At 61.3% G+C, this 18439-nt stretch carries 18 protein-coding genes; 5 read left to right on the forward strand and 13 right to left on the reverse strand.

The genetic code is table 11. The features are described from left to right. Positions 1 to 399 precede the first annotated feature (399 nt). Positions 400 to 570, reverse strand: coding sequence for a hypothetical protein (locus tag ACX3OZ_RS16645; protein ID WP_459104966.1), 171 nt, complete (start codon positions 568 to 570; stop codon positions 400 to 402). A 29-nt stretch (positions 571 to 599) separates the two neighbouring features. Between ACX3OZ_RS16645 and ACX3OZ_RS16650 the strand changes: the two genes are divergently transcribed. Further along, a complete protein-coding gene (locus ACX3OZ_RS16650; RefSeq protein WP_459104967.1) occupies positions 600 to 965 on the forward strand; it encodes a hypothetical protein in 366 nt (121 codons plus the stop codon). A gap of 120 nt (positions 966 to 1085) precedes the next feature. On the opposite strand, the gene ACX3OZ_RS16655 is transcribed toward ACX3OZ_RS16650, so the two are convergent. The 4 genes from ACX3OZ_RS16655 to ACX3OZ_RS16670 form a co-directional block, all read right to left on the reverse strand. After that, positions 1086 to 1553 carry an SH3 domain-containing protein gene (locus ACX3OZ_RS16655; protein ID WP_459104968.1) on the reverse strand — a complete coding sequence of 156 codons (468 nt, stop codon included), beginning with the start codon at positions 1551 to 1553 and terminating at the stop codon, positions 1086 to 1088. Between the two features lie 672 nt (positions 1554 to 2225). Further along, positions 2226 to 2438, reverse strand: coding sequence for a cold-shock protein (locus tag ACX3OZ_RS16660; protein WP_459095483.1), 213 nt, complete (start codon positions 2436 to 2438; stop codon positions 2226 to 2228). A gap of 209 nt (positions 2439 to 2647) precedes the next feature. Then, positions 2648 to 3478, reverse strand: a complete 831-nt coding sequence (locus ACX3OZ_RS16665; RefSeq protein WP_459104969.1) for a DUF6456 domain-containing protein — start codon at positions 3476 to 3478, stop codon at positions 2648 to 2650. 135 nt (positions 3479 to 3613) lie between these two features. Next, positions 3614 to 4246: a DUF1236 domain-containing protein gene (locus ACX3OZ_RS16670; RefSeq protein ID WP_459104970.1), complete on the reverse strand. Its 633-nt coding sequence runs from the start codon at positions 4244 to 4246 to the stop codon at positions 3614 to 3616. Positions 4247 to 4755: 509 nt separating this feature from the next. Between ACX3OZ_RS16670 and ACX3OZ_RS16675 the strand changes: the two genes are divergently transcribed. Beyond that, positions 4756 to 5505, forward strand: coding sequence for an MraY family glycosyltransferase (locus ACX3OZ_RS16675; RefSeq protein ID WP_459104985.1), 750 nt, complete (start codon positions 4756 to 4758; stop codon positions 5503 to 5505). A 126-nt stretch (positions 5506 to 5631) separates the two neighbouring features. Here ACX3OZ_RS16675 and ACX3OZ_RS16680 read toward each other — a convergent pair whose 3' ends face one another. The 8 genes from ACX3OZ_RS16680 to ACX3OZ_RS16715 all read right to left on the reverse strand — a co-directional run bounded on the left by ACX3OZ_RS16680 (position 5632) and on the right by ACX3OZ_RS16715 (position 15086). Then, positions 5632 to 6393, reverse strand: coding sequence for an SDR family oxidoreductase (locus ACX3OZ_RS16680; protein WP_459104971.1), 762 nt, complete (start codon positions 6391 to 6393; stop codon positions 5632 to 5634). 358 nt (positions 6394 to 6751) lie between these two features. After that, a complete protein-coding gene (locus ACX3OZ_RS16685) occupies positions 6752 to 7435 on the reverse strand; it encodes a DUF6544 family protein (RefSeq protein ID WP_459104972.1) in 684 nt (227 codons plus the stop codon). Between the two features lie 618 nt (positions 7436 to 8053). Beyond that, entirely contained in the window at positions 8054 to 9007 is a 954-nt protein-coding gene (locus ACX3OZ_RS16690; RefSeq protein WP_459104973.1) for an ABC transporter permease, read from the reverse strand. Further along, a complete protein-coding gene (locus tag ACX3OZ_RS16695) occupies positions 9004 to 10101 on the reverse strand; it encodes an ABC transporter permease (protein ID WP_459104974.1) in 1098 nt (365 codons plus the stop codon). The genes ACX3OZ_RS16690 and ACX3OZ_RS16695 overlap by 4 nt, the downstream gene beginning before the upstream one ends. Beyond that, positions 10098 to 11642 (reverse strand): ABC transporter ATP-binding protein, encoded by a 1545-nt coding sequence (locus tag ACX3OZ_RS16700; RefSeq protein WP_459104975.1) that lies wholly within the window; start codon positions 11640 to 11642, stop codon positions 10098 to 10100. Before ACX3OZ_RS16700 ends, ACX3OZ_RS16695 begins: the two co-directional genes overlap by 4 nt. A 53-nt stretch (positions 11643 to 11695) precedes the next feature. Next, positions 11696 to 12745, reverse strand: a complete 1050-nt coding sequence (locus ACX3OZ_RS16705; protein WP_459104976.1) for a BMP family lipoprotein — start codon at positions 12743 to 12745, stop codon at positions 11696 to 11698. Between the two features lie 38 nt (positions 12746 to 12783). Next, entirely contained in the window at positions 12784 to 13743 is a 960-nt protein-coding gene (locus ACX3OZ_RS16710) for a nucleoside hydrolase (protein ID WP_459104977.1), read from the reverse strand. Beyond that, the gene (locus ACX3OZ_RS16715; protein ID WP_459104978.1) at positions 13740 to 15086 is read right to left on the reverse strand and encodes an amidohydrolase family protein; all 1347 of its coding nucleotides are present in this window, start codon (positions 15084 to 15086) and stop codon (positions 13740 to 13742) included. Before ACX3OZ_RS16715 ends, ACX3OZ_RS16710 begins: the two co-directional genes overlap by 4 nt. A gap of 135 nt (positions 15087 to 15221) precedes the next feature. On the opposite strand from ACX3OZ_RS16715, the gene ACX3OZ_RS16720 reads away from it, so the two are divergent. The 3 genes from ACX3OZ_RS16720 to ACX3OZ_RS16730 are packed head-to-tail and all read left to right on the forward strand — an operon-like array spanning position 15222 to position 17966. Beyond that, positions 15222 to 16181, forward strand: a complete 960-nt coding sequence (locus tag ACX3OZ_RS16720) for a hypothetical protein (RefSeq protein ID WP_459104979.1) — start codon at positions 15222 to 15224, stop codon at positions 16179 to 16181. A gap of 22 nt (positions 16182 to 16203) precedes the next feature. Continuing rightward, positions 16204 to 17217 (forward strand): LacI family DNA-binding transcriptional regulator, encoded by a 1014-nt coding sequence (locus tag ACX3OZ_RS16725; protein ID WP_459104980.1) that lies wholly within the window; start codon positions 16204 to 16206, stop codon positions 17215 to 17217. Further along, positions 17214 to 17966: a glutamine amidotransferase gene (locus ACX3OZ_RS16730; RefSeq protein ID WP_459104981.1), complete on the forward strand. Its 753-nt coding sequence runs from the start codon at positions 17214 to 17216 to the stop codon at positions 17964 to 17966. Before ACX3OZ_RS16725 ends, ACX3OZ_RS16730 begins: the two co-directional genes overlap by 4 nt. The last annotated feature ends 473 nt before the right edge of the window (positions 17967 to 18439 follow it).

Genomic DNA, 18439 nt, shown 5'->3' on the forward strand with positions numbered 1-18439 from the left:
CGACACCCCCCCTCCCCACCGTTCACCATTCCCAAATGCCGTCGGAACGTATGTCAGGCCCGTTCGTTCAGTCTTGAACCTGTCCGGAGGCTCACATGCTGACCATTCGAGAGAGACGCAGGATAGTGGTGCTAGGCAAGCTCGCGTTGATCGTGTTGGCAGCCATAGTTGTGTTGACACCGAAAGACTTCAATCTCGGGCCCCTGCAGTCGTTCTCACCTATCGGTCAGGCGATGGCTTCAGAGTAGCTGGAGCATCTCAGCCTCGTGCGGCCGGTTTTTGGGCGCGGTTCCATGGGTGGTCGGCATAGGTCGGGCGGCCGCTGATGTCGTTACCCTGAGCCTCGCGCCCGTGTTCCTCGCGCTGCTTCACGATGTCATGGTCATCGTGACAGAGCGGCTACCAGTTGGCTCGATCCCAGAACAGGCGCTGATCGCCGCGATGCGGAACGATATGGTCCACCACCAGGCCAATGCGGCGCGGGCTGGTCTCTATCGATCCATCCATGTGCATGGTGCCAGGGTTGAGCAGGCCGCGCGCCTGGCACTTCACGCAGAACTTGTTGGGCATCGACGTTCTACTCCAGCGGCCGGCGGGCCTTGGCACTTGGCGATATGTTTGTTCTAGTTGCGAAGCTGAATTGGGGGGATAAAATGACGGCTAGTTTCGTGACCGCTTTCGCTTCTGGTGTTCTTTGGATTTGGTCAAGCGCGGTCTGGTGGGATCTTTCCAAAATAAAGAGCCCATTCAAGCTGGTTGGTGGGCGCGGGGAGGTTAGGATCGTCGTTGCCGATGAAGGCGAACCGGTATCCGGCAACATATTCAACGGGCTCGATTGGGACCCCGTTGAAGTCGACAAATACTACCAAGATCAGTCCCGCCTGAACACGAAGGCTGCGGTCCTAAGCGCGGTAGCGGCGCTCGCGACGTGCATCACGACAATACTGCTGGCGCTTAAGCTCTAACCCCCTGGCTGTTATGCCAAGGGCTGGGACAGACAACAAAAAACCCGCTGGGCTTTCGCTTGGCGGGTCGGTTCAGTCTAAGCCGCTCCAGTCTCCTGGGGCGGCTCCTACGTGTTGTTCCTAGTTCCAGTAACGAGGACGACGGGGGCCATCGTCACGATCCCGATCACGGTCTCCACCCCAACCGCCATAGCCACCATTCCAGCCGCCGCCGTGCCATCCGCCATTATCCGGACGGGGCGGACGAGGACGCTGCGGGGTAGGAGCTGTCCCGAAGTTGAATTCGAAACTGAAGCCAGGGCTGACATTGTACCCACCACCATTGCCGCGGCGAGAGTTCAAATAGTTGGCTGACACCCATCCATCTGGGCCGCGCTTTTCGATGTAGCACCAACCACCACGGCAGCCTGTAACCTCAACACGGTCTCCGCGGCGCAGTACGTCCACAACGCCGTAGGAAGTACCTGGACCTGACCGAACATTGACGTTCGCAGTAGATGTGGCTGGGGCAGCGAAGGCGGCCCCGGCAGAAGCAAGCATCACAGCGCCGGCTAGTGTTGCCTTAAGCACGTTCTTTTTGATCTGCATTTTGCATTCCTATCGGTTGGGCTTGTTGGCCCGTTAACCGCATAAGGCGCCATACAGGATGAATGGGGTCTGAACCCTTGTTCAGATACAGTTCAGGTAAAGAGTCTCGCGATCTTCGATGTCTGAAGGGTTATTAATCGGGCGCTCATTGGCCAGGGGTTGCGGACTGCATATCGCCGCCACAGCGGGGCCTAGCTCACATGCCCGCACTCATATAGGTTCGGGTTCCGAACTTAGCGAGGCGAAGATGTCCAAGGTCGTCGTGCCCGGATACTGGGTTCACTCGTCGTTCCAGACAAAACGTGCTCGAATACACCGGCCTGATTGCAATTTTTGCAATTCCGGCACAGGCATGGCCAGGCGTCCTGCTATTCCCGGCGGCGCAGTGGTCTGGTCATTCCACAAATCTTTGGCGGACGCGCGCGACTTCCTGGCTCTTTTGCCATACCCGGACAAAGCAGACTGCAAAGCATGCCAAGAGGCGCTTGCCTCCTAGCACATCGAGGTCGGACGATTTCCATTCGGGACCGGTCAGCTAGGGCGCATATGGGCAAGGGCGCCAAATAAAAAGGCCCGCCGAAGCGAGCCTTGATCTGACGCAATACGCCAACTTAACTAAAACATAGGTGATTTGGCCCGCCTTGGCAAGCAGGCCAAATCAACTGAAATCTACTAGAGCAGCGTGAGGTTGACTGCGGACTCTTTGCCGTCGCGGCCGCTCTCGATGTCGTAGGTGACCTTGTCGTTCTCGTAGAGGCCCTGGAGGCCCGACTGCTGAACGGCAGAAATGTGCACGAACGCGTCCTTGCCGCCGCCTTCAGGCGAGATAAAGCCAAAGCCCTTGCTCGTATTGAAGAATTTTACAGTGCCGGTGATGGAGCCCATTGGAAGTAGTCCTTTTTGATGCTCGGTGCCTTGGCGCGAGCGTTTGCCCACCAGCGACGTGCTATGAGGGCCTATAAACGTTCACATTCGAGCATTGAGCCGCGCACCGAGAACGACCGGCAAAGGGCAGCCGTCATAGGCTGAAAACGTATGGCACTCAATATGCGGGCCAATATCGCTCAAAAGCAAGGCCAAGCTTTGTCACAAAATCACACGGGCTCCCCCTCGGTGGCTATCGGCGGAAGCCTCTCGCCATCCCGCCATCCCGTCTGCTTCGCCTCATCCTTCGGCAGCATCCCGAACACAGTCACCAGCACGTCCAGCGCGTCGAGCAGTTCCTTTTCCAGCCGGCGCCGCGCCTGCCCGCCCTGCCCCAGCTTGAGCTTATCAGCTAATCCGCGCACCGACTGACCATGGACGACGATCTGGTCAACGATGCTGGCCGCGCGTGGACCGAGGCATTTGCGGGCGGCCTCAAGGTCACTACGGGCGTCGTCCTGAGTTGCCGAGACGTGGTCTTGCCGCGGCCCAGATGTATCAACCCGGACTTGGCTATAGTCCGTCGCCTTCAGCGGGCCGATCTGGCTGGTCTCGTACAGATGGCAATACCGGGCCGCCGCAAGGAATTGCGCCTCGCTCTTGCCCCGCACCCGCGCCAGGCCGCCAACAAGAACCACCTCGTTGCGCATGGCCCCGATGCTACGGTCGTGCTGGGTGGAGACCTCGCCACTCTCTACCGCGTCGAGCAGGCCTTGCGTGATCATGGGGTTCGGCACCAGCGCCGGCTTGAGCACCTTGTGCCCCTCGCCTTCGTCCACGATGGCGCGCAGCTCGTCCACGCGCAGCATCGCTGATTTCGACTTCGCCCGCTCCCAAGCCATTATCGAGTGCAGCAGGCGCAGCCGCAGGATGCACTGCTCGTAGGCTTCCGAATAGATTGTGGATTCCGCGCGCGCTTTGGCCACCGCTACGGGCAGCTCCGATGCCGCCTGATCGAAGGTCAGCGGCTTGGCGGCTTTGGCCTTGGGGCCCTTAGACATAGAACGACCTCTCGGGTGGGAGAGGTCGGGCAGGCAGGCAGGTGTGACCGGAGGATAGTGAACTGGTTTGGATGGGTCGTCAAGAAAGCATGAGGCGCTGCTCGGCCTCGCCGAGCAGCTATTTCGGGTGGTCTGCTAGTTCACGAAGACCACTGTCCGGCTGGTGTTTTCGACCAGTACGGGACGATCATTGATATACACGTAGGAATAGCTGCGACTATCCGGGATCGGGTTCAGCACGACGTCGCTGGGAACAGCGTAACCCACCACGACGTCACCTGCCACGTTCACGGATCCAATCGGATTCGCGACAGCATAGTCAGCGACCGATTGGGGGACGAGATACCCAGGCGACTGCACCAGTGCCCGCGTTTCCAAATCCACAATCCACACACGATCATTGGCGTAGATATAGCCGTAGCGATCGTCACCTTCGACCGGATAAATGGCCACATCGGGTGGCACCACCAAGCCGATATCGACGCCGCTATCGAAATAGATCGGCTCGACCGGATGATTACCAGCGTATTCAACAGTTGAGGCAGCTACGCCCGTCGCGGCACCCAGTGTCGCACCGGCAAAGCCGCCAATCACGGCGCCGATAGGCCCGCCAACCATGAAGCCTACCGCTGCGCCCCCACCCGCTCCCGCTACACCACCGACGGCGGCGTTGGCGTTGGTTTCGGTATTGACTGATTCTTGGGCGAAAGCCGGAACGGTGGTGCACAGCAAAAGAACTGCAGCAGAGGCTGAAAGCCAATTTCTCATAATCTTTCCTCGTCTCGGTTTGTTGCACCCCGGTCACCAAACGGACGGTCGGGAGGTTCGTTCCGAATTAACGCCTCAAGCCCTCCGCTTCTTCCTGCACTTCCTGAACCAAACGCTGGCGAATACCCGTAATCTGTTCTTCTCCCTATCATCCGGTCTGTGGGTGGCGGGTAGGCTTTCGGATGGGTTCGTCAAGGCACACGAATTGGGACGCTGACAGCACATCGCAGTAGCGGTTCCTCCGTTATCGAGGGGGGCACGGTAGGCCGGATATACCCCATGGCCGCTGCTTCATTCCTACGGCACTTCCCCTGGGCCACTGCGACGACATCAGGGGGAGCTTCCGGTCATTTTCAGCCGGAGTCTCGTGTGGACAACTTCAAAGCCGCTTTGCTCATTTCGCCTACCGTCACCTTCAAGGACGGAGCTACTTGGTGGAGAGCCTATGTCGCACCGTTACCGGAGGTGCATGAGGGCATTGCCATCCCTCTCCCGCCTGGCGGTCACTGCTGGCGTCCTGTGTGGGTTATCTCGACGACGCCAAGCCCGGTGGTTTCAGCGAGATCACCTTGGGCCTCACCGATCTGGCGATGTCGATCTTCGTGTGCGCCGTGATCCTGAACGGCCACGACGCCGAGCTATGGCTGCCGTTTATTTCGACAACGTTCGCCCTGCCATTCTGGCTTGCCATGCTGATTTATGCGCCGGTTGTCTGGATGTGTATTAACGCGATCAATTGCAGTGACGGAGTTGATGGCGTGTCAGGGGCGCTGTCTTCGGTAACGATCTTTGCCCTCGGCTCAATCCATTATATCGTGGTGGGGGATGTGAATAACGCCGAGTATCTGCTCGTCCCCTTCCGGGCCGACGCCGCCAATTGGGCGCTTGCCTCCGCCATTTTTTGCGGTGCCATAATTGGCTATTTGTGGCACAACGCGCCCCCCAGCGCAGCGCTGATGGGCGATGCGGGGTCGCGTCCGATTGGGCTGTTTATCGGCATGTGCATCGTCGTCTCGGGCAACCCGGCGACCGTCCTTTTTGTCGCGCCCTTGCTGCTGCTCAACGGCGCCACCGGCCTGGTTAAGGTTGGCCTGATCCGCGTATTTGGCTGGCGCATCCTGGATACGATCCGGTTCCCGTTTCACGATCACGCCCGGAAAAATCTGCAGTGGTCGAACTCGCAGGTCCTGTTGCGGTTCCTCCTGATTCACTTGGCGAGCCTGTGGTTTCTGCTCACACTTTTGATCAAGGTGCGGTGATGAGGTCGCGGGAATGTCCATGACAGGCTGAACCTGTCAGCCTGCTTCTGGATGGGCGCACTCTTTGGCAGAGCAGGGGCGCAAGCGAGGTTCGCCCGCTCCCCATTAAGTTTTGCGCGGATCGGTTCAAAGGAGCCGAACCGACATGCCCCCGTCGACGACCATGGGGCTCCCGGTCATGAAGCTTGCCCGATCAGAGAGCATGAACAGCGCCGCCTGCGCGATCTCTATTGGTCCGGCCATCCGCTTGATGGGATGTAGCCCTGAGATAAAGGCCATCGCCTCGCTATTGCCTTCGCCGCCAGCGGGCGTGACCGTGCCACCTGGCAGGAGCGTGTTGACGCGAATGCCTTGATGAGCGTGTTCTGAGGCAAGCGACTGCACAAGCCCGTTCATCCCGGCTTTGGTGGCCGCATACGCACTCATGCCTGGCAACCCGCCATTGCTGGAGCCGACAAACGATGAAGTGAACACGATCGCACCGCCTCCGCGTTTCAGAAGCGAGGGTATTTGCGCTTGAGCCGCATGGAAAGAGGCCGTCAGGTTCACGGCGACAACCGCGTTCCAGTTCTTGATGCTCATAGCGGTGATCGGCGTCATGTCGCCGACGACGCCCGCGTTGTTGAAGGCGCCGTCAAGACCGCCGAATTCTTGCTCGGCCAGGGCGACCAGAGCTGAGGCATAGCCAGGGTCCGTGACATCGCCGCTCAGAGCCACGGCGCGACCGCCGTTTCCGCCGTTGATCTCTTGCGCAAGCATGGTGAGTTCATGCGCGCGTCGAGCACCGAGGACCACATTGGCCCCTTCCTGTGCAAAAAGCCGCGCAGCCGCCGCGCCAATGCCACTGCTTGCCCCGGTGATGATGATGTTCTTGCTTTCGAGTTCCACGACCAAACTCCTTGTTGTTGGTCGTGACCGTCTATTGCCCCCTCCTCTCGGGAGCGACCCGTTTTTGACAGTGCTAAATTCCGCTAGCCTGGTCAGCTTGCAGCTTGACCCAGTTGCTCGGGTGTCCGGCTACGGGAACGCGAAGGGTGTTGGTTCAACCAGCAAAGCGGGGCGAAGCCGAGATTGTATTGCGACGACGAATGGCAGCTTCCGAAAATTCGCGCGCTAATCGTGAATGGCTGAACGGGGTCGTTTACGGACCGGCGAATACCGGTTGGGTTGCTCCCGTTTGGGGTGGAAAGAAGAGCGGCCGCTTGTCGCAAAAGGCGGACTTAATCGGACATTGTCGGTTCGACGATCAAAGGTACTCGGCGGCCGTAATCTGCGCCTGAAAGAATGGCAGATATTCATCGGTACCGAAATGGTTGCCGACTTTCACCACGCTTGGAATAGTAAAGCCCTCAAAGGTCGACTCTGCCTCCATGGTGCCGCCGAAGGGTTGGAGCCGGAAGATTTTCTCCGGGTTCGCATCGCTCCATCGCATCGTCACGACTTCGAGGACACGGCCATCTGGACCTAGGGTCATGTCCACTGGCTCTATGCCCGTTTTGAAGGCCAGCCGCGCCGTGTTGGGGCCGATCTGCTCCCATGTAACGCCATTGGAAGGAAGCAAGCTTGCGGGAACCCATATGGCTTCCATAGCGGCGCGAGTAAGAGCAGAACGGTTGAGGTTAGGCGTGGCCTGCAACTTGACGACGGGCACAAGGCCATTGATCCAGAAACGCGTCCATCCGGTTCCTTCCACAAGAGCATCCGACCCCGAAATCTGCATGACTCCCAACTGCATCGACGGAATCCAGATAAACTCTGTGGGTGGCGCGAGTATCTGTCGGGCGGTCATGTCATAGGACTGAAAACTCGCTTTATTGCCAAGCAGAAATGTACCCTGCATCTGGAGCAGAACGGTTTTGTGCAGAGGAGTGCCAAGCGCTATGGCGTGGGTAAAGTACCGCTGCGCGATTTCAGGTAACTCTGAAAACATGGCAAGATCAAAGTTGCCAGACGGCGATTTCGCACGGGCTGCAATCCTTGCCAGAGCGGTTTCAGCCTCGCCGCGTGGCGATGAGACCAAAATGCGAGGCCAGCCGTACCCCCGATCAGAAGTGCAACGCCTAAGAGCAATTTCCACCACATGGGGGGATCACACCTCGAAACCTCCTGCTGCACTAACGCATTGGTCGGCAAGGCTGTTTTCGGGAATGCCCATGGTGCCCTTAAATGACTGAAATGGGGTCGAGAGCTGTCATCTGAGCGGCCAAAGCGCGGAAATCGGGGTGAAAGCCCGCTGTCGACCTTCCGGGCGACGCCCTGGAAAGCTGACATAGCTCGTTTGGCGTGCCGTTGGCGGCCCGACCGCCTCCGAGCCAGACACTTGGAAAGTGGACGTTCGATCGAAGGATACGGCCTGTGGGATAAGTGCGCTCGCCGGCGCGTAACATCGCTACGAGATGAACGCGGATCCCCTCCACCAACTGCCGGACCGAATGAATGTGAGAGCCGCCGAGCAGCAGATAAAAAGGTCGCGTGCCGAACTTGTTATCCAGTCGCCAGCGCAATGATCCCTTGGCTGTGCTCGTGCTTCACGCCGATTCTGGTCACACTATGCCATCTTGTTCGCTATCTGCCGTTGGCGGGCGCGTTGGGCGCGGTAGCTGAAGAGGATCAGGGCCAGCACCGTCACCACGAACGGGATGGTCTGGATGATTTCGCCGGGAATCCAGTTGAACAGATTGGGCATGACGATGGCCAGCCCTTCGAAAATGCCAAACAGTAGAGCCGCCAGCATGGCCCCGACCGGATGGCGGGCCCCGAGCAGCACCGCGCCCAGCGCGATGAAGCCCCGGCCCGAGGTCATGTCGCGGGTAAAGCCGATATAGTTGAACATCGCCAGTTGCGCGCCGCCAATGCCGGCAAGTGCCCCCGAAGCGACGAGACTCCAGGCCCGCACCTTGTTGACTGCAATGCCAGCGGCCTCGGGCGCGGCGGGATATTCACCCACCCCGCGCAACCACAAGCCATAGGGCGTGCGGTAGAGGAAAAACCAGACGGCAAACACCATCAGAACGGCCAGCCAGGACAGGATGGAATGGCCGGAGAGCAGGCCTTTGAGCGTCGGGCCAAAGACCGGGATCGCTTCGAGGAAGCTCAGATTAATCGCCGGCACCGCTTTGGACGGCAGATTGATCGAGGTACCCTTGTCGCCGCCGGTGGCTTGCGCCAGCGCGAACACCGTGCCGCCCGTGGCGAGGATGTTGATGGCGAAACCGACGAGGATAATGTCGGCTTTGAAGCGCAGGTGGAACAGCGCCATCAGCGCGCCGAGCATTGCCCCAGCGCCCATGCCGGACAGTACGGCCACGTACCACGGCGCATAGACCGACACGATGACGGCGGTGAGCGCGGCAATCAGCATCATGCCTTCCAGTGCCACATTGAGCGCGCCGGACAGATCGGACAGCAGGCCGCCCAGCGTAGCGAACAGCAGCGGCGTGGTGGTGCGGATCACGGTAACGAAGAACGTGACCGAAAACACCGTCATCAGAAGGTCGATCATTTGCTGGTCTCCGGAGTGCCGACGGGCGTCGCGCTGCGACCAATGAGGCGCATGACGAAGGCCTTGCCCGGCACGGTGAATGAAGAGGCAACCAGAAGGATGATGATGGCCTGCACCACCGAGATCATTTCAGTGGGAACATCGGTGCGGATGCCCATGAGCTGTGCCCCCTGCCGCAGATAGCCATAGGCCAGCGCCACGAAGGGCACAGCCAAGGGCCGCGAACGGGCCACGATGGCGATGAGAATACCCTCGAAGGCGAGATTGCCGTCAAAATTCTGCGCCAGATTGCCGAAGGCGCGCCCCTGCACGAACACCGCGCCGAGCAGGCCGCCAAAGGCGCCGGCCACTGTCATGGCCGACACCATTATAACGCTGGAGCGAATTCCGGCATATTCGGCGAATTTGGGATTGTGCCCGACCAGCCGGAGCTTTAGTCCCCAACTGGTGCGATAGAGCAGGAACCAGACGACAAAGGTTGCCACCAGCGCCACGACGATGCCGAGGTCAAACCGGGTGCCGGGAATGATCGCCGGCAAGGTCGCCGCTTCGGGGAATTTGGGGCTCATCAGCTGGCCGGTGCCCACAGGGGCGAGATGGGCGCGAATGAGATAATTCACCACCAGAATGGCGATGTAGTTGAGCATGAGCGAGGAGACGATCTCGCTGGCGCCGAACCGGGCCTTGGCGTAGCCGGGAATAAAGCCATAAGCGGCGCCGGCCAGCATCGCCGCCAACATAGCGGCCGGAATGGCCAGCGGGGTGGTGCCGATTGGCGACAGCGCCACCAGCGCGGCAAACAGGCCGCCCATATAGACCTGACCCTGCACGCCCATGGAGAATTGCCGGGCCTGGAATACTAGGCTGAAGGCCAGACCAGTCAGCGTCAGCTTGGCAACGTCATCGACCCAAAGGCCCATGGTGCGGTTGGACGAGAGCGGTGCGGTCAACAGGGTGCGGAAGGCCAGGGCCGGATCGGCCGAGGTCGCAAAAATGACGATGAGAGCGACGACCAAGGCCAGCGCGACGGCGGTCAACGCCCGCCCTATTTCCCGCAGCAGGACGGTCCAACGGTTCACGGAAGTAGTGCTCATTGCAGGACTGCCTGCATGGTTTCTGGCTCCTGCCGCCCTAGGCCGAGCATGTAAGTGCCCAGCATTTCCGGGGTGAGGTCGTCGCTATTGTGAAAGGCGGCAACGATCCTGCCGCGATAGAACACGACCAGACGGTCGGACAGGGCGAGCAGTTCGGACAGGTCGGCCGAACTGAGCAGCACCGCCGCACCGCCATCCCGCGCCGCCGTCAGGGACTTCCAGATAAACTGGGTGGCCCCCAGATCAACACCGCGCGTAGGCTGGTTGACCAGCAACAGTCGGGGCTGTTTGGAAAGTTCGCGGGCCACCACGACCTTCTGCATATTGCCGCCCGACAAGGTGCCCACGGCAAAGCCGGGACCGCCGGCGCGAATGGAGAAGCGCTCGATCAAGGCCTGCGCATTGGCCTTGATCGCCTTGAGGTCGAGCAGGCCACGGCGCACGAAGCGCGGGTCGGACAGGCGGGTGGCGACCAGGTTTTCGGCAATGGTGGAGCCGGCAGCGAGGCCCCGTACCAGCCGATCCTCGGGGATGCTGGCAATGCCAAGTTCACGCCGCTGCACAATGCTCAGCGGCTTCAGGCTGGCACCGTCGAGATAGACCGCCCCACCGGCAATGTCGCGCAGACCGGCCACCGCTTCGAGCAGTTCGGCCTGACCATTGCCTTCAACGCCGACGAGCCCCAGAATTTCACCGGCATGGACCTTGAGATTGAGGTCCTCGGCCATGACGCCGCCGGCATCATTAGCAATTTTGAGCCCTTTGATCTCGCAGGCCACATCGCCGCGCGTATGACCGCGATCGACGCGCAGCGCGATTTCGCGACCCACCATCATGGTCGCGAGGCTGTCTTCGGTGACGGAGCTGGTGTTCACAGAGCCCACGGTTTTGCCACCGCGCATGACCGTGATGCGGTCGGAGATTTCGAGCACTTCGGGCAGCTTGTGGGCGATGAAAATGACGGTGCGGCCCTGCGCCACCAAAGCGCGAATGGCAACGAACAGCTCTTCGACCTCCTGCGGGGCCAGCACGGCCGTGGGCTCATCGAGAATAAGAATACGCGCGTCGCTGTAGAGCGCTTTGAGAATTTCCACCCGCTGCTGCTGGCCGACCGGCAGCGTGCCGACCGCCGGCAGGGGATCGACGGCCAGGCGGAATTTTTCCGACAAGGCGCGAACTTCCGCAATCGCCTTCTGGCGATCGAACTTGATGCCTTTGCGGGGTTCGGCCCCCAGCACCACGTTTTCATAAACGGAAAAGGACGGCACCAGCGAAAAATGCTGAAACACCATGCCGATGCCATGGTCGATGGCGTCACGCGGATTGGCAAAGGCAATCGGCTTGCCATCAAGCCGCAATTCGCCCTTGTCAGGTTGCTCGATGCCGAACAGGATCTTCATCAGCGTCGACTTGCCGGCGCCATTCTCTCCCACCACGGCGTGAACTTCGCCAGCGGCAATGGACAGATTGACTCCATCATTGGCGACCGTGCCGCCAGGATAGGTCTTGCCAATGGAAATGGCTTCGAGCAGCGGCGCCATTGCAGATCCCCCCTAAGAAAAGCCGGCCCCGCCAGAAGGCGGGGCCGCAAGCCTTACTGCATCGCAGTGTCGACGATGATCTCGCCGGAGATGATCTTGGCTTCCTCGGCGTCCACCTCGGCGCGCACTTCGGCCGAAACCAGCTTGTCGTAATAGCTGTTTTTGGAGATGCCCACGGCGCCATCGGCCAGGCCAAGCAGCATATTGGTGCCGTAAGGCGCCGTGCCGTCGAGGGTCTGCACCAGCGCGGTATAGAGCGAGTCACCAACCTTCTTTTCCACCGAGGTCACGATGGCGCCGGACTGGGCCGGATCGATGGTTTCAAAAATCAAGGCCTGATCGCTGTCCACGCCAACAGCCAGCTTGCCCTCGTCGCGCGCTGCCTGCAGCGCGCCAATGCCGGTGCCACCAGCAATCGGGAACACGATGTCGACGCCCTGGGCGAACTGAGCCAGCGCCAGTTCCTTGCCCTTGGCCGGGTCGGTGAAGGTGCCGGCGATGGCGCGGGTGATCTCGATGTCGGGATTGGCAGCGCGGGCGCCTTGCTCGAAGCCCACGGCGAATTCGAGGATGGTCTGACCCTCGACGCCGAGGATTTCACCAATCTTGCCGGTCTGGCTGACCTTGGCAGCGGCATAGCCGGCCAGATAGCCGGCGGTCGATACGCGGTAGCTAATGGCCAGCATATTGCCGAGATTGCCGGCGGAGAAATCCGGGGCATCGTCAAAAATGATGAACTTGGTGTCCTGATAGTCCGGGGCCAGCTCGGCCATGAAGCCGGTCATTTCCCAAGTGCCGGCGATGACCACGTCAAAGCCCTGATCGGCAGCGTCGGCCAGCGCCGGCTGCCAGCGGCCGCGATCGAGACCAGCTTCAATCACGGTCACCGCGACCGGCAGATCGGCCTTGGCGCGGGCCATACCGGCTGCGGCGCTATCGAGAAAGCTGCGGTCACCCAGCGTACCGTGCACGACCAGCGCCACCTTGAGCGGGTTGTCGGCGGAATAGTCCTGGGCCAGCACAGCACCAGTGGACACAGAGGCCAGCAGGCCGGCGGCAAACAGGCCAGTAAAAACACGACGGTTAGGCTTGAACATAGACATTGACGGCTTTCCTCTAGGCTTTGTCAATTTTGACTTGATCAGGCGATCGCAGCAGGGCGATAGGCGATGGAGGCTTGATACAGGGCGATGAGCTGGTCGACCTTGGCTTCCTCGATCAGGGTCACCATGGGCGTACCGAGACGATCAGACGGATCAACCACGGTCATGCCGCGCGTGATGCCGGGGGCCAGCGCCACATCCACCGCAGCCCGCAGGGATTTGGTGACGATGGACGGATCGATGACAGCAGCAGCCGCCAGCGGATCAACGAAGCGGAAATTGTCGCCACCGCCATAGCCGGCAATGGTCTGGCGCGCATGCGCGGCCAGCGCTAGCGAGAAGTCCTTTTCAAAGCCCTCGGGGATGGCGGCAAACAGCGCATCGACCTGAGTGCCGGTCATGTTGTGGGTCACGCAGGGCTCCCACGGCGCCACCAGGGTTTCGAGCGGCGCGCCGAAGACGATGGCAGCAGCTTCCGGGTCGGCATAGATGTTGAATTCGGCGGCCGGCGTGGTGTTGCCGCGACCATAGACCGTAGCGCCCATGATGGTGAGCTGGCCGATGCCAGCCACGATATCAGGGGCCACACGCAGAGCGAGCGCAAGATTGGTCAACGGGCCGATCATCAGGAAGTCGATTTTCTCGCCGGCGGCAGCGGCCGCGCGGAAACTGGCAATCAGAAAACCCACAGCATCGGCGCTGGCCGGCTCGGGAATGCGAACAGGGCGCGGCGCGCCACCCAGACCATCTTCGCCATGGACATATTTGGCGTCGATGATCGGCTGGGTCAGCGGACGGTCGGCGCCCATATGCACGGGCACCTGCCCCGCGCCGGCGACGGCCAGCACGGTCAGCATGTTGCGCGTGGCGGCATCGAGCCCCACATTGCCGAACACCGTGGTGATGGCATCGGGGGTGCGTCCGGCGGCGATCAGCATCAGCAGGGCCTGCGCGTCATCCACGCCGCCATCAGTGTCCAAAAACAGTTTACGCGTCATCTCAAGTCCCCTTGCGCGATGGCAACCCGCGCCCAGAAATCGTCATAGGTCACGGAATATTCTTGCCGGATATCGCCGAAAGGCCGGCGGGTCAGTTGACGATCAGCAACCAGTTGCTCCCCGCCCACCCAGAGATGGCGAACATCGCGGCCGCTGCCCGAATAGACCAGCAGCGTCTCGATATCGGGAACTTCGGAATAACCGGGGCCGGAAATATCGATAGCGATTATATCGGCGGCCTTGCCGACTTCGAGTGAACCGATCTCGTGATCGAGACCGAGGGCACGCGCCCCCTCGATGGTGGCCATGCGGACCAGCTCAGCGCTAGAGATGGGCTGAGCCCGGCCTTCGCGGTGCGAGGCGACGAGACCAGCGACCCGCATTTCAGCAAACATATCATAGGCATTGTTGGCAGCGACATTGTCGGTGCCCAGCGCCACGACCACACCCGCTTCCTTGAGCTTGACCGCCGGGCACATGCCCTCGCGGCCAGACCGCAGGCCGGCCGTGGCACAATAAGCAACGGAGGCGGCCGGAGCAGCGGCAAAAATGGCGATATCGTCGTCAGACAGATCGAGGCAGTGAGCGGCATGGACCCGGCCGGCGAAGAACCCGTCGCGGGACAGGGCCTGGGTCGCGGTCAAGCCATAGCGGGCCATGGTCTCGTCATTGTCTTCGGGGCCGGCGGCCATGTGCAGATGCATGCCGCAGCCATATTTGACCGCCAGCTCGACCTCGGCACGCAGCAACTCCTCGGAGTTGTCTACATACGGGGCATGGGGGCCAAACCAGGGCACGATACGCCCATCGGGCGAACGCTGGCGCTCGATGAAGGCGGCGGCGCTGCTTAGTTCCTGCTCGCCGCGTTCCTTGTCGCCCAATTGCACGATGCCATAGGCGATGACGGCGCGCAGGCCGGCCTCGCCTACCGCCGCCGCAATCTCGTCGGCGAAGAAATACTGCTCGCAGAAGGTGGTGGTGCCGGACAGCGCCATTTCGGCACAGGACAGCGCTACGGCCGGGCCGATATCGGCGGACACGAGCGACAGCTCCGGCTCACGGATGGAATTGTACCAGCCATCCATGGTGAGCAGGCTTTGCCCCTCGGACCGCCCGCGGAACAACACCATGGGAGCATGGGTGTGGGCATTGACCAGACCCGGCATCACCACGTGGCCCGGAAGCGAAACCACCTCATCAAAGCCTGCGGAATCAGGGCAGTTCGCCATTGACCCGATGCCGGCGATCCGGCCATCGACCATGGCCACCCACCCCCGAGCGTGCACAGTGTTTTCTTGGTCCACCGTGAGGATGGTGGCGTCGCAGAGCAGTGTAGAAGCCATTTGACCTATCGCTAGTAAAGCGCTTTACATAGCGATCTAACGCCAGTTTCGCGGAACTTGTCAAATGCAATCGGCTCACCCCGACCCCGGGCACCCGCACTGTGAATTCTTGTCCCCAACTTTGGCAGCACACCCATGAGCATCAACCCGTTTACCGCTGATCCCGCCGTGCCAGCACGCCTGGCAGTGCTTGGAACAGAGCTCGGCGAAGCGGTGCGGCAGGCAGCGCGCGCAATGCTGCCCGGGCACGGCACCGGTCCGGCGAGCAATGCAGGTGGGGTGATACCCCAAGCCGTCGCGGCAGAGCTGATCGCCCGCTTCAACCTCGAATCAGTTCGCGAGCTGATGCTGCTGCTGCTCGATGTGGCGCAGGGCTATGCGCGACCGAGCATTTCCGATTTTCACGTGGGCGCTGTGGGGCTGGAGACCGACACCGGCGATCTCATTCTCGGCGGCAATGTCGAATTTCCCGGCACGCATCTGGGCTTTACCCTGCATGGCGAGGGTTTCGTATTCAGCCGCGCCATGAGCCGGGGCCACGACATTTCCGTCATCGCCATTGGCGAGGCTCATCCCTGCGCCCATTGCCGGCAATGCCTCGCCGAATATGCCGCCAGCGACAAGCTCGAACTCATCGACCCCCTGGGCCATACCCTGACGCTGGCACAGCTTTATCCGTGGCCGTTCGACCCGGACTATCTGGGTAAGCCGGGCGCGATTCCAGGCCGGCTGCTCTGGCCGGAGCTGGCCATCGCCGATGGGCGTGACCATCCGCAGGCCGAGGCGCTGCTGGCGACGGGACGGCGCAGCCATTCCCCCTATAGCAAATGCCCTGGCGCGGTAGTGCTGACGCTGGCTGATGGCCGGCAGGTGAGTGGTTTTGCCATTGAAAGCGTCGCCTTCAACCCCACCATCCAGCCCATCCAGGTGGCCTTGGTCGATCTCATCGCCCATGGCTATGTCTATGCCGATATCACCGGCGCGGTGTTGGGCACCGTCATCGGCGGCGCGGTAGATTATTCCCGCTCCACGGCCGAACTGCTGTCGGTCCTTGCCCCGGACGCGGCCCTGACCGTTGTGGGATGGCAGGCATGAGCCCGCTGTCGGGGAGCGTTTCATGGCCACGCTGAGCGACGTCGCGGCCGAGGCGGGCGTTTCGCCCACCGCCGTATCGCGCTATCTCAACCATCGGCTCGACCTGCCGCAGACAACGCGCGACCGCATCGACGCGGCCGTCGCCAAGCTGGATTATCGCCCCAATGTGCTGGCCCGACGGCTGTCGACCGGCAAGGCCGAAGCCATCAGCCTGATCACCGCCGACATCGCCAACCCGTTCTTTGCCGAACTGGCGGCAGCGGTGGAGCGGGAGGCGCATGACCATGGCTATGCGGTGTATATTTCCTCCACCAATGGCGGCGCCGGCACCGAGGCCGAAGCCATCACCCGCATGGCCGATGGCCATGTCGACGGGCTAATCATGATGTCCAATCGGGTGGATGACGGACGGCTGGCGAAAATGCTGCAACCACTGGGCAATGTGGTGCTACTGGACGAGAATATCGCCGGCGCAGCTCTGCCCGGGGTTTTCGTCGAAAACAGCGAAGGCGCCTATCTGGCCACAAAGCATCTGATCGAGATGGGCCATCGCGAGATCGCGATGATCGGCGGTCCTGATGCACTGATGAGCGTGGGCGAGCGCCGTGCCGGCTTTGTGCGCGCCATGACCGAGGCCGATCTGCCCATGCCGCCGGAGCGTCAATTGCTCGGCGATTATACCAGCGCCTTCGGCGAAACCGCCGCCGACCAACTGCTCGATAGCGAGCGCCGGCCCACGGCGATTTTCGCCTGTTCCGACTATATCGCCATCGGCGTCATCAAGGCGGTGCGCCGCCATGGCCTCGTCATTCCGCGCGACCTGTCCCTGGTGGGATTCGACGACATGGCGTTTGCCGAACTCGTCGACCCACCACTGACCACGGTGCGTCAGCCCGTGGCCGAAATGGGTCGGCTGGCGGTGCGGCACCTGCTGGCGCTGCTCGATGGCCAGACAGTTTCCGCCGAAACTCGGCTCCCCATTCACCTCGTAACGCGCCAATCGGTGGCGCCTCCTCGTACAAAGGACGTTTCATGACCAAACGCATTCTCATCGCCGGCGAATCCTGGACGGTGCATTCCATCCACCAGAAGGGCTTCGACAGCTTCACCACCACCGAATATGCCGAAGGCGTGCGTTGGCTGAAGGCGGCGCTGGAAAAGGGCGGCTGGGAGGTGACCTATCAGCCATCCCATGTGGCGGCGCGGGAGTTTCCCTTTACCGCCGAGGAACTGGCCGCCTATGACTGCGTGCTGCTGTCGGATATCGGCGCCAACACGCTGGTGCTGCATCCCGATACCTTCTCCAAGTCCAAGGTGCTGCCCAACCGACTGCATGCCATCCGTGACTATGTCGCCAATGGCGGCGGCTTTGTCATGGTGGGCGGCTATCTCACCTTCCAGGGCATTGACGGCAAGGGGCAATATGCTGGTTCGGCTGCCGAACAGGCGCTACCGGTGACGCTGATGCGCAGCGATGACCGGGTTGAGACGCCGCAAGGCGCCCGCCCAGCGGTGGCCGATGCTGGTCACCCCATCGTCGCGGGGCTCGGCGACAGCTGGCCCGACCTGCTGGGCTATAACCGGGTCACCGCCAATGCCGATGCTACTCTGGTGGCCACTGTGGGTGATGACCCGCTGATCGTGGCCGGCAGCTATGGCAAGGGCCGCAGCGTTGCCTTCGCATCAGATTGCGGACCGCATTGGGCGCCGCCGCCCTTCGTGGAATGGTCCGGTTATGATCAGCTCTGGACGCAGATCGCAGACTGGGCCGCCGGTAAACTCTAATATCCACAATATTGGCGCGGTTGTGCTGGGGCAAGCGCTCTGCCAACCGCACCATTTGGCACCGACCGCTCGACGTCCGGCACAATATGGCATCTGGATATTAATGGGGATTTCAGCCGGCGACGTTGCCCCCAATTTCTAATCCGGCCACAGGGGACAGTCACCTGTCGATGCCAGGGATGCGTCCCGACGGGTGCCGGACGTGACACGGCCCCAACCTCCGCTTCCAGGCAGGAGCAGGTCGACATCCCAACGACCGGAATGGGGCGCCAAGCCGATATTGCCCTACGACGGCGAACGGCCGCTTTTAGGAGTTCGCACTTAGGGCTCGAACGACCGGAGTGGGGTCGAGGCTGTGTGAAAACCCTTGATTATGGTATGATCTGGCACTGCTTCGGAGGTGCCAGATGGGACGTTTTGTCGAGGCTGCCGACCGTCACCAGGCGAGTTTTCTACCGGCCTGCCTTGAGGAT

It is taken from the genome of Devosia sp. A369, from assembly GCF_054489345.1.

Coding starts and splice junctions, on each gene's coding strand:
- ACX3OZ_RS16665 (WP_459104969.1), bottom strand. CDS start 3,478: ATGTCTAAGGGCCCCAAGGCCAAAGCCGCCAAGCCGCTGACCTTCGAT.
- ACX3OZ_RS16725 (WP_459104980.1), top strand. CDS start 16,204: ATGGCCACGCTGAGCGACGTCGCGGCCGAGGCGGGCGTTTCGCCCACC.
- ACX3OZ_RS16720 (WP_459104979.1), top strand. CDS start 15,222: ATGAGCATCAACCCGTTTACCGCTGATCCCGCCGTGCCAGCACGCCTG.
- ACX3OZ_RS16655 (WP_459104968.1), bottom strand. CDS start 1,553: ATGCAGATCAAAAAGAACGTGCTTAAGGCAACACTAGCCGGCGCTGTG.
- ACX3OZ_RS16710 (WP_459104977.1), bottom strand. CDS start 13,743: ATGACGCGTAAACTGTTTTTGGACACTGATGGCGGCGTGGATGACGCG.
- ACX3OZ_RS16670 (WP_459104970.1), bottom strand. CDS start 4,246: ATGAGAAATTGGCTTTCAGCCTCTGCTGCAGTTCTTTTGCTGTGCACC.
- ACX3OZ_RS16715 (WP_459104978.1), bottom strand. CDS start 15,086: ATGGCTTCTACACTGCTCTGCGACGCCACCATCCTCACGGTGGACCAA.
- ACX3OZ_RS16700 (WP_459104975.1), bottom strand. CDS start 11,642: ATGGCGCCGCTGCTCGAAGCCATTTCCATTGGCAAGACCTATCCTGGC.
- ACX3OZ_RS16690 (WP_459104973.1), bottom strand. CDS start 9,007: ATGATCGACCTTCTGATGACGGTGTTTTCGGTCACGTTCTTCGTTACC.
- ACX3OZ_RS16705 (WP_459104976.1), bottom strand. CDS start 12,745: ATGTCTATGTTCAAGCCTAACCGTCGTGTTTTTACTGGCCTGTTTGCC.
- ACX3OZ_RS16695 (WP_459104974.1), bottom strand. CDS start 10,101: ATGAGCACTACTTCCGTGAACCGTTGGACCGTCCTGCTGCGGGAAATA.
- ACX3OZ_RS16730 (WP_459104981.1), top strand. CDS start 17,214: ATGACCAAACGCATTCTCATCGCCGGCGAATCCTGGACGGTGCATTCC.
- ACX3OZ_RS16685 (WP_459104972.1), bottom strand. CDS start 7,435: ATGTTTTCAGAGTTACCTGAAATCGCGCAGCGGTACTTTACCCACGCC.
- ACX3OZ_RS16660 (WP_459095483.1), bottom strand. CDS start 2,438: ATGGGCTCCATCACCGGCACTGTAAAATTCTTCAATACGAGCAAGGGC.
- ACX3OZ_RS16645 (WP_459104966.1), bottom strand. CDS start 570: ATGCCCAACAAGTTCTGCGTGAAGTGCCAGGCGCGCGGCCTGCTCAAC.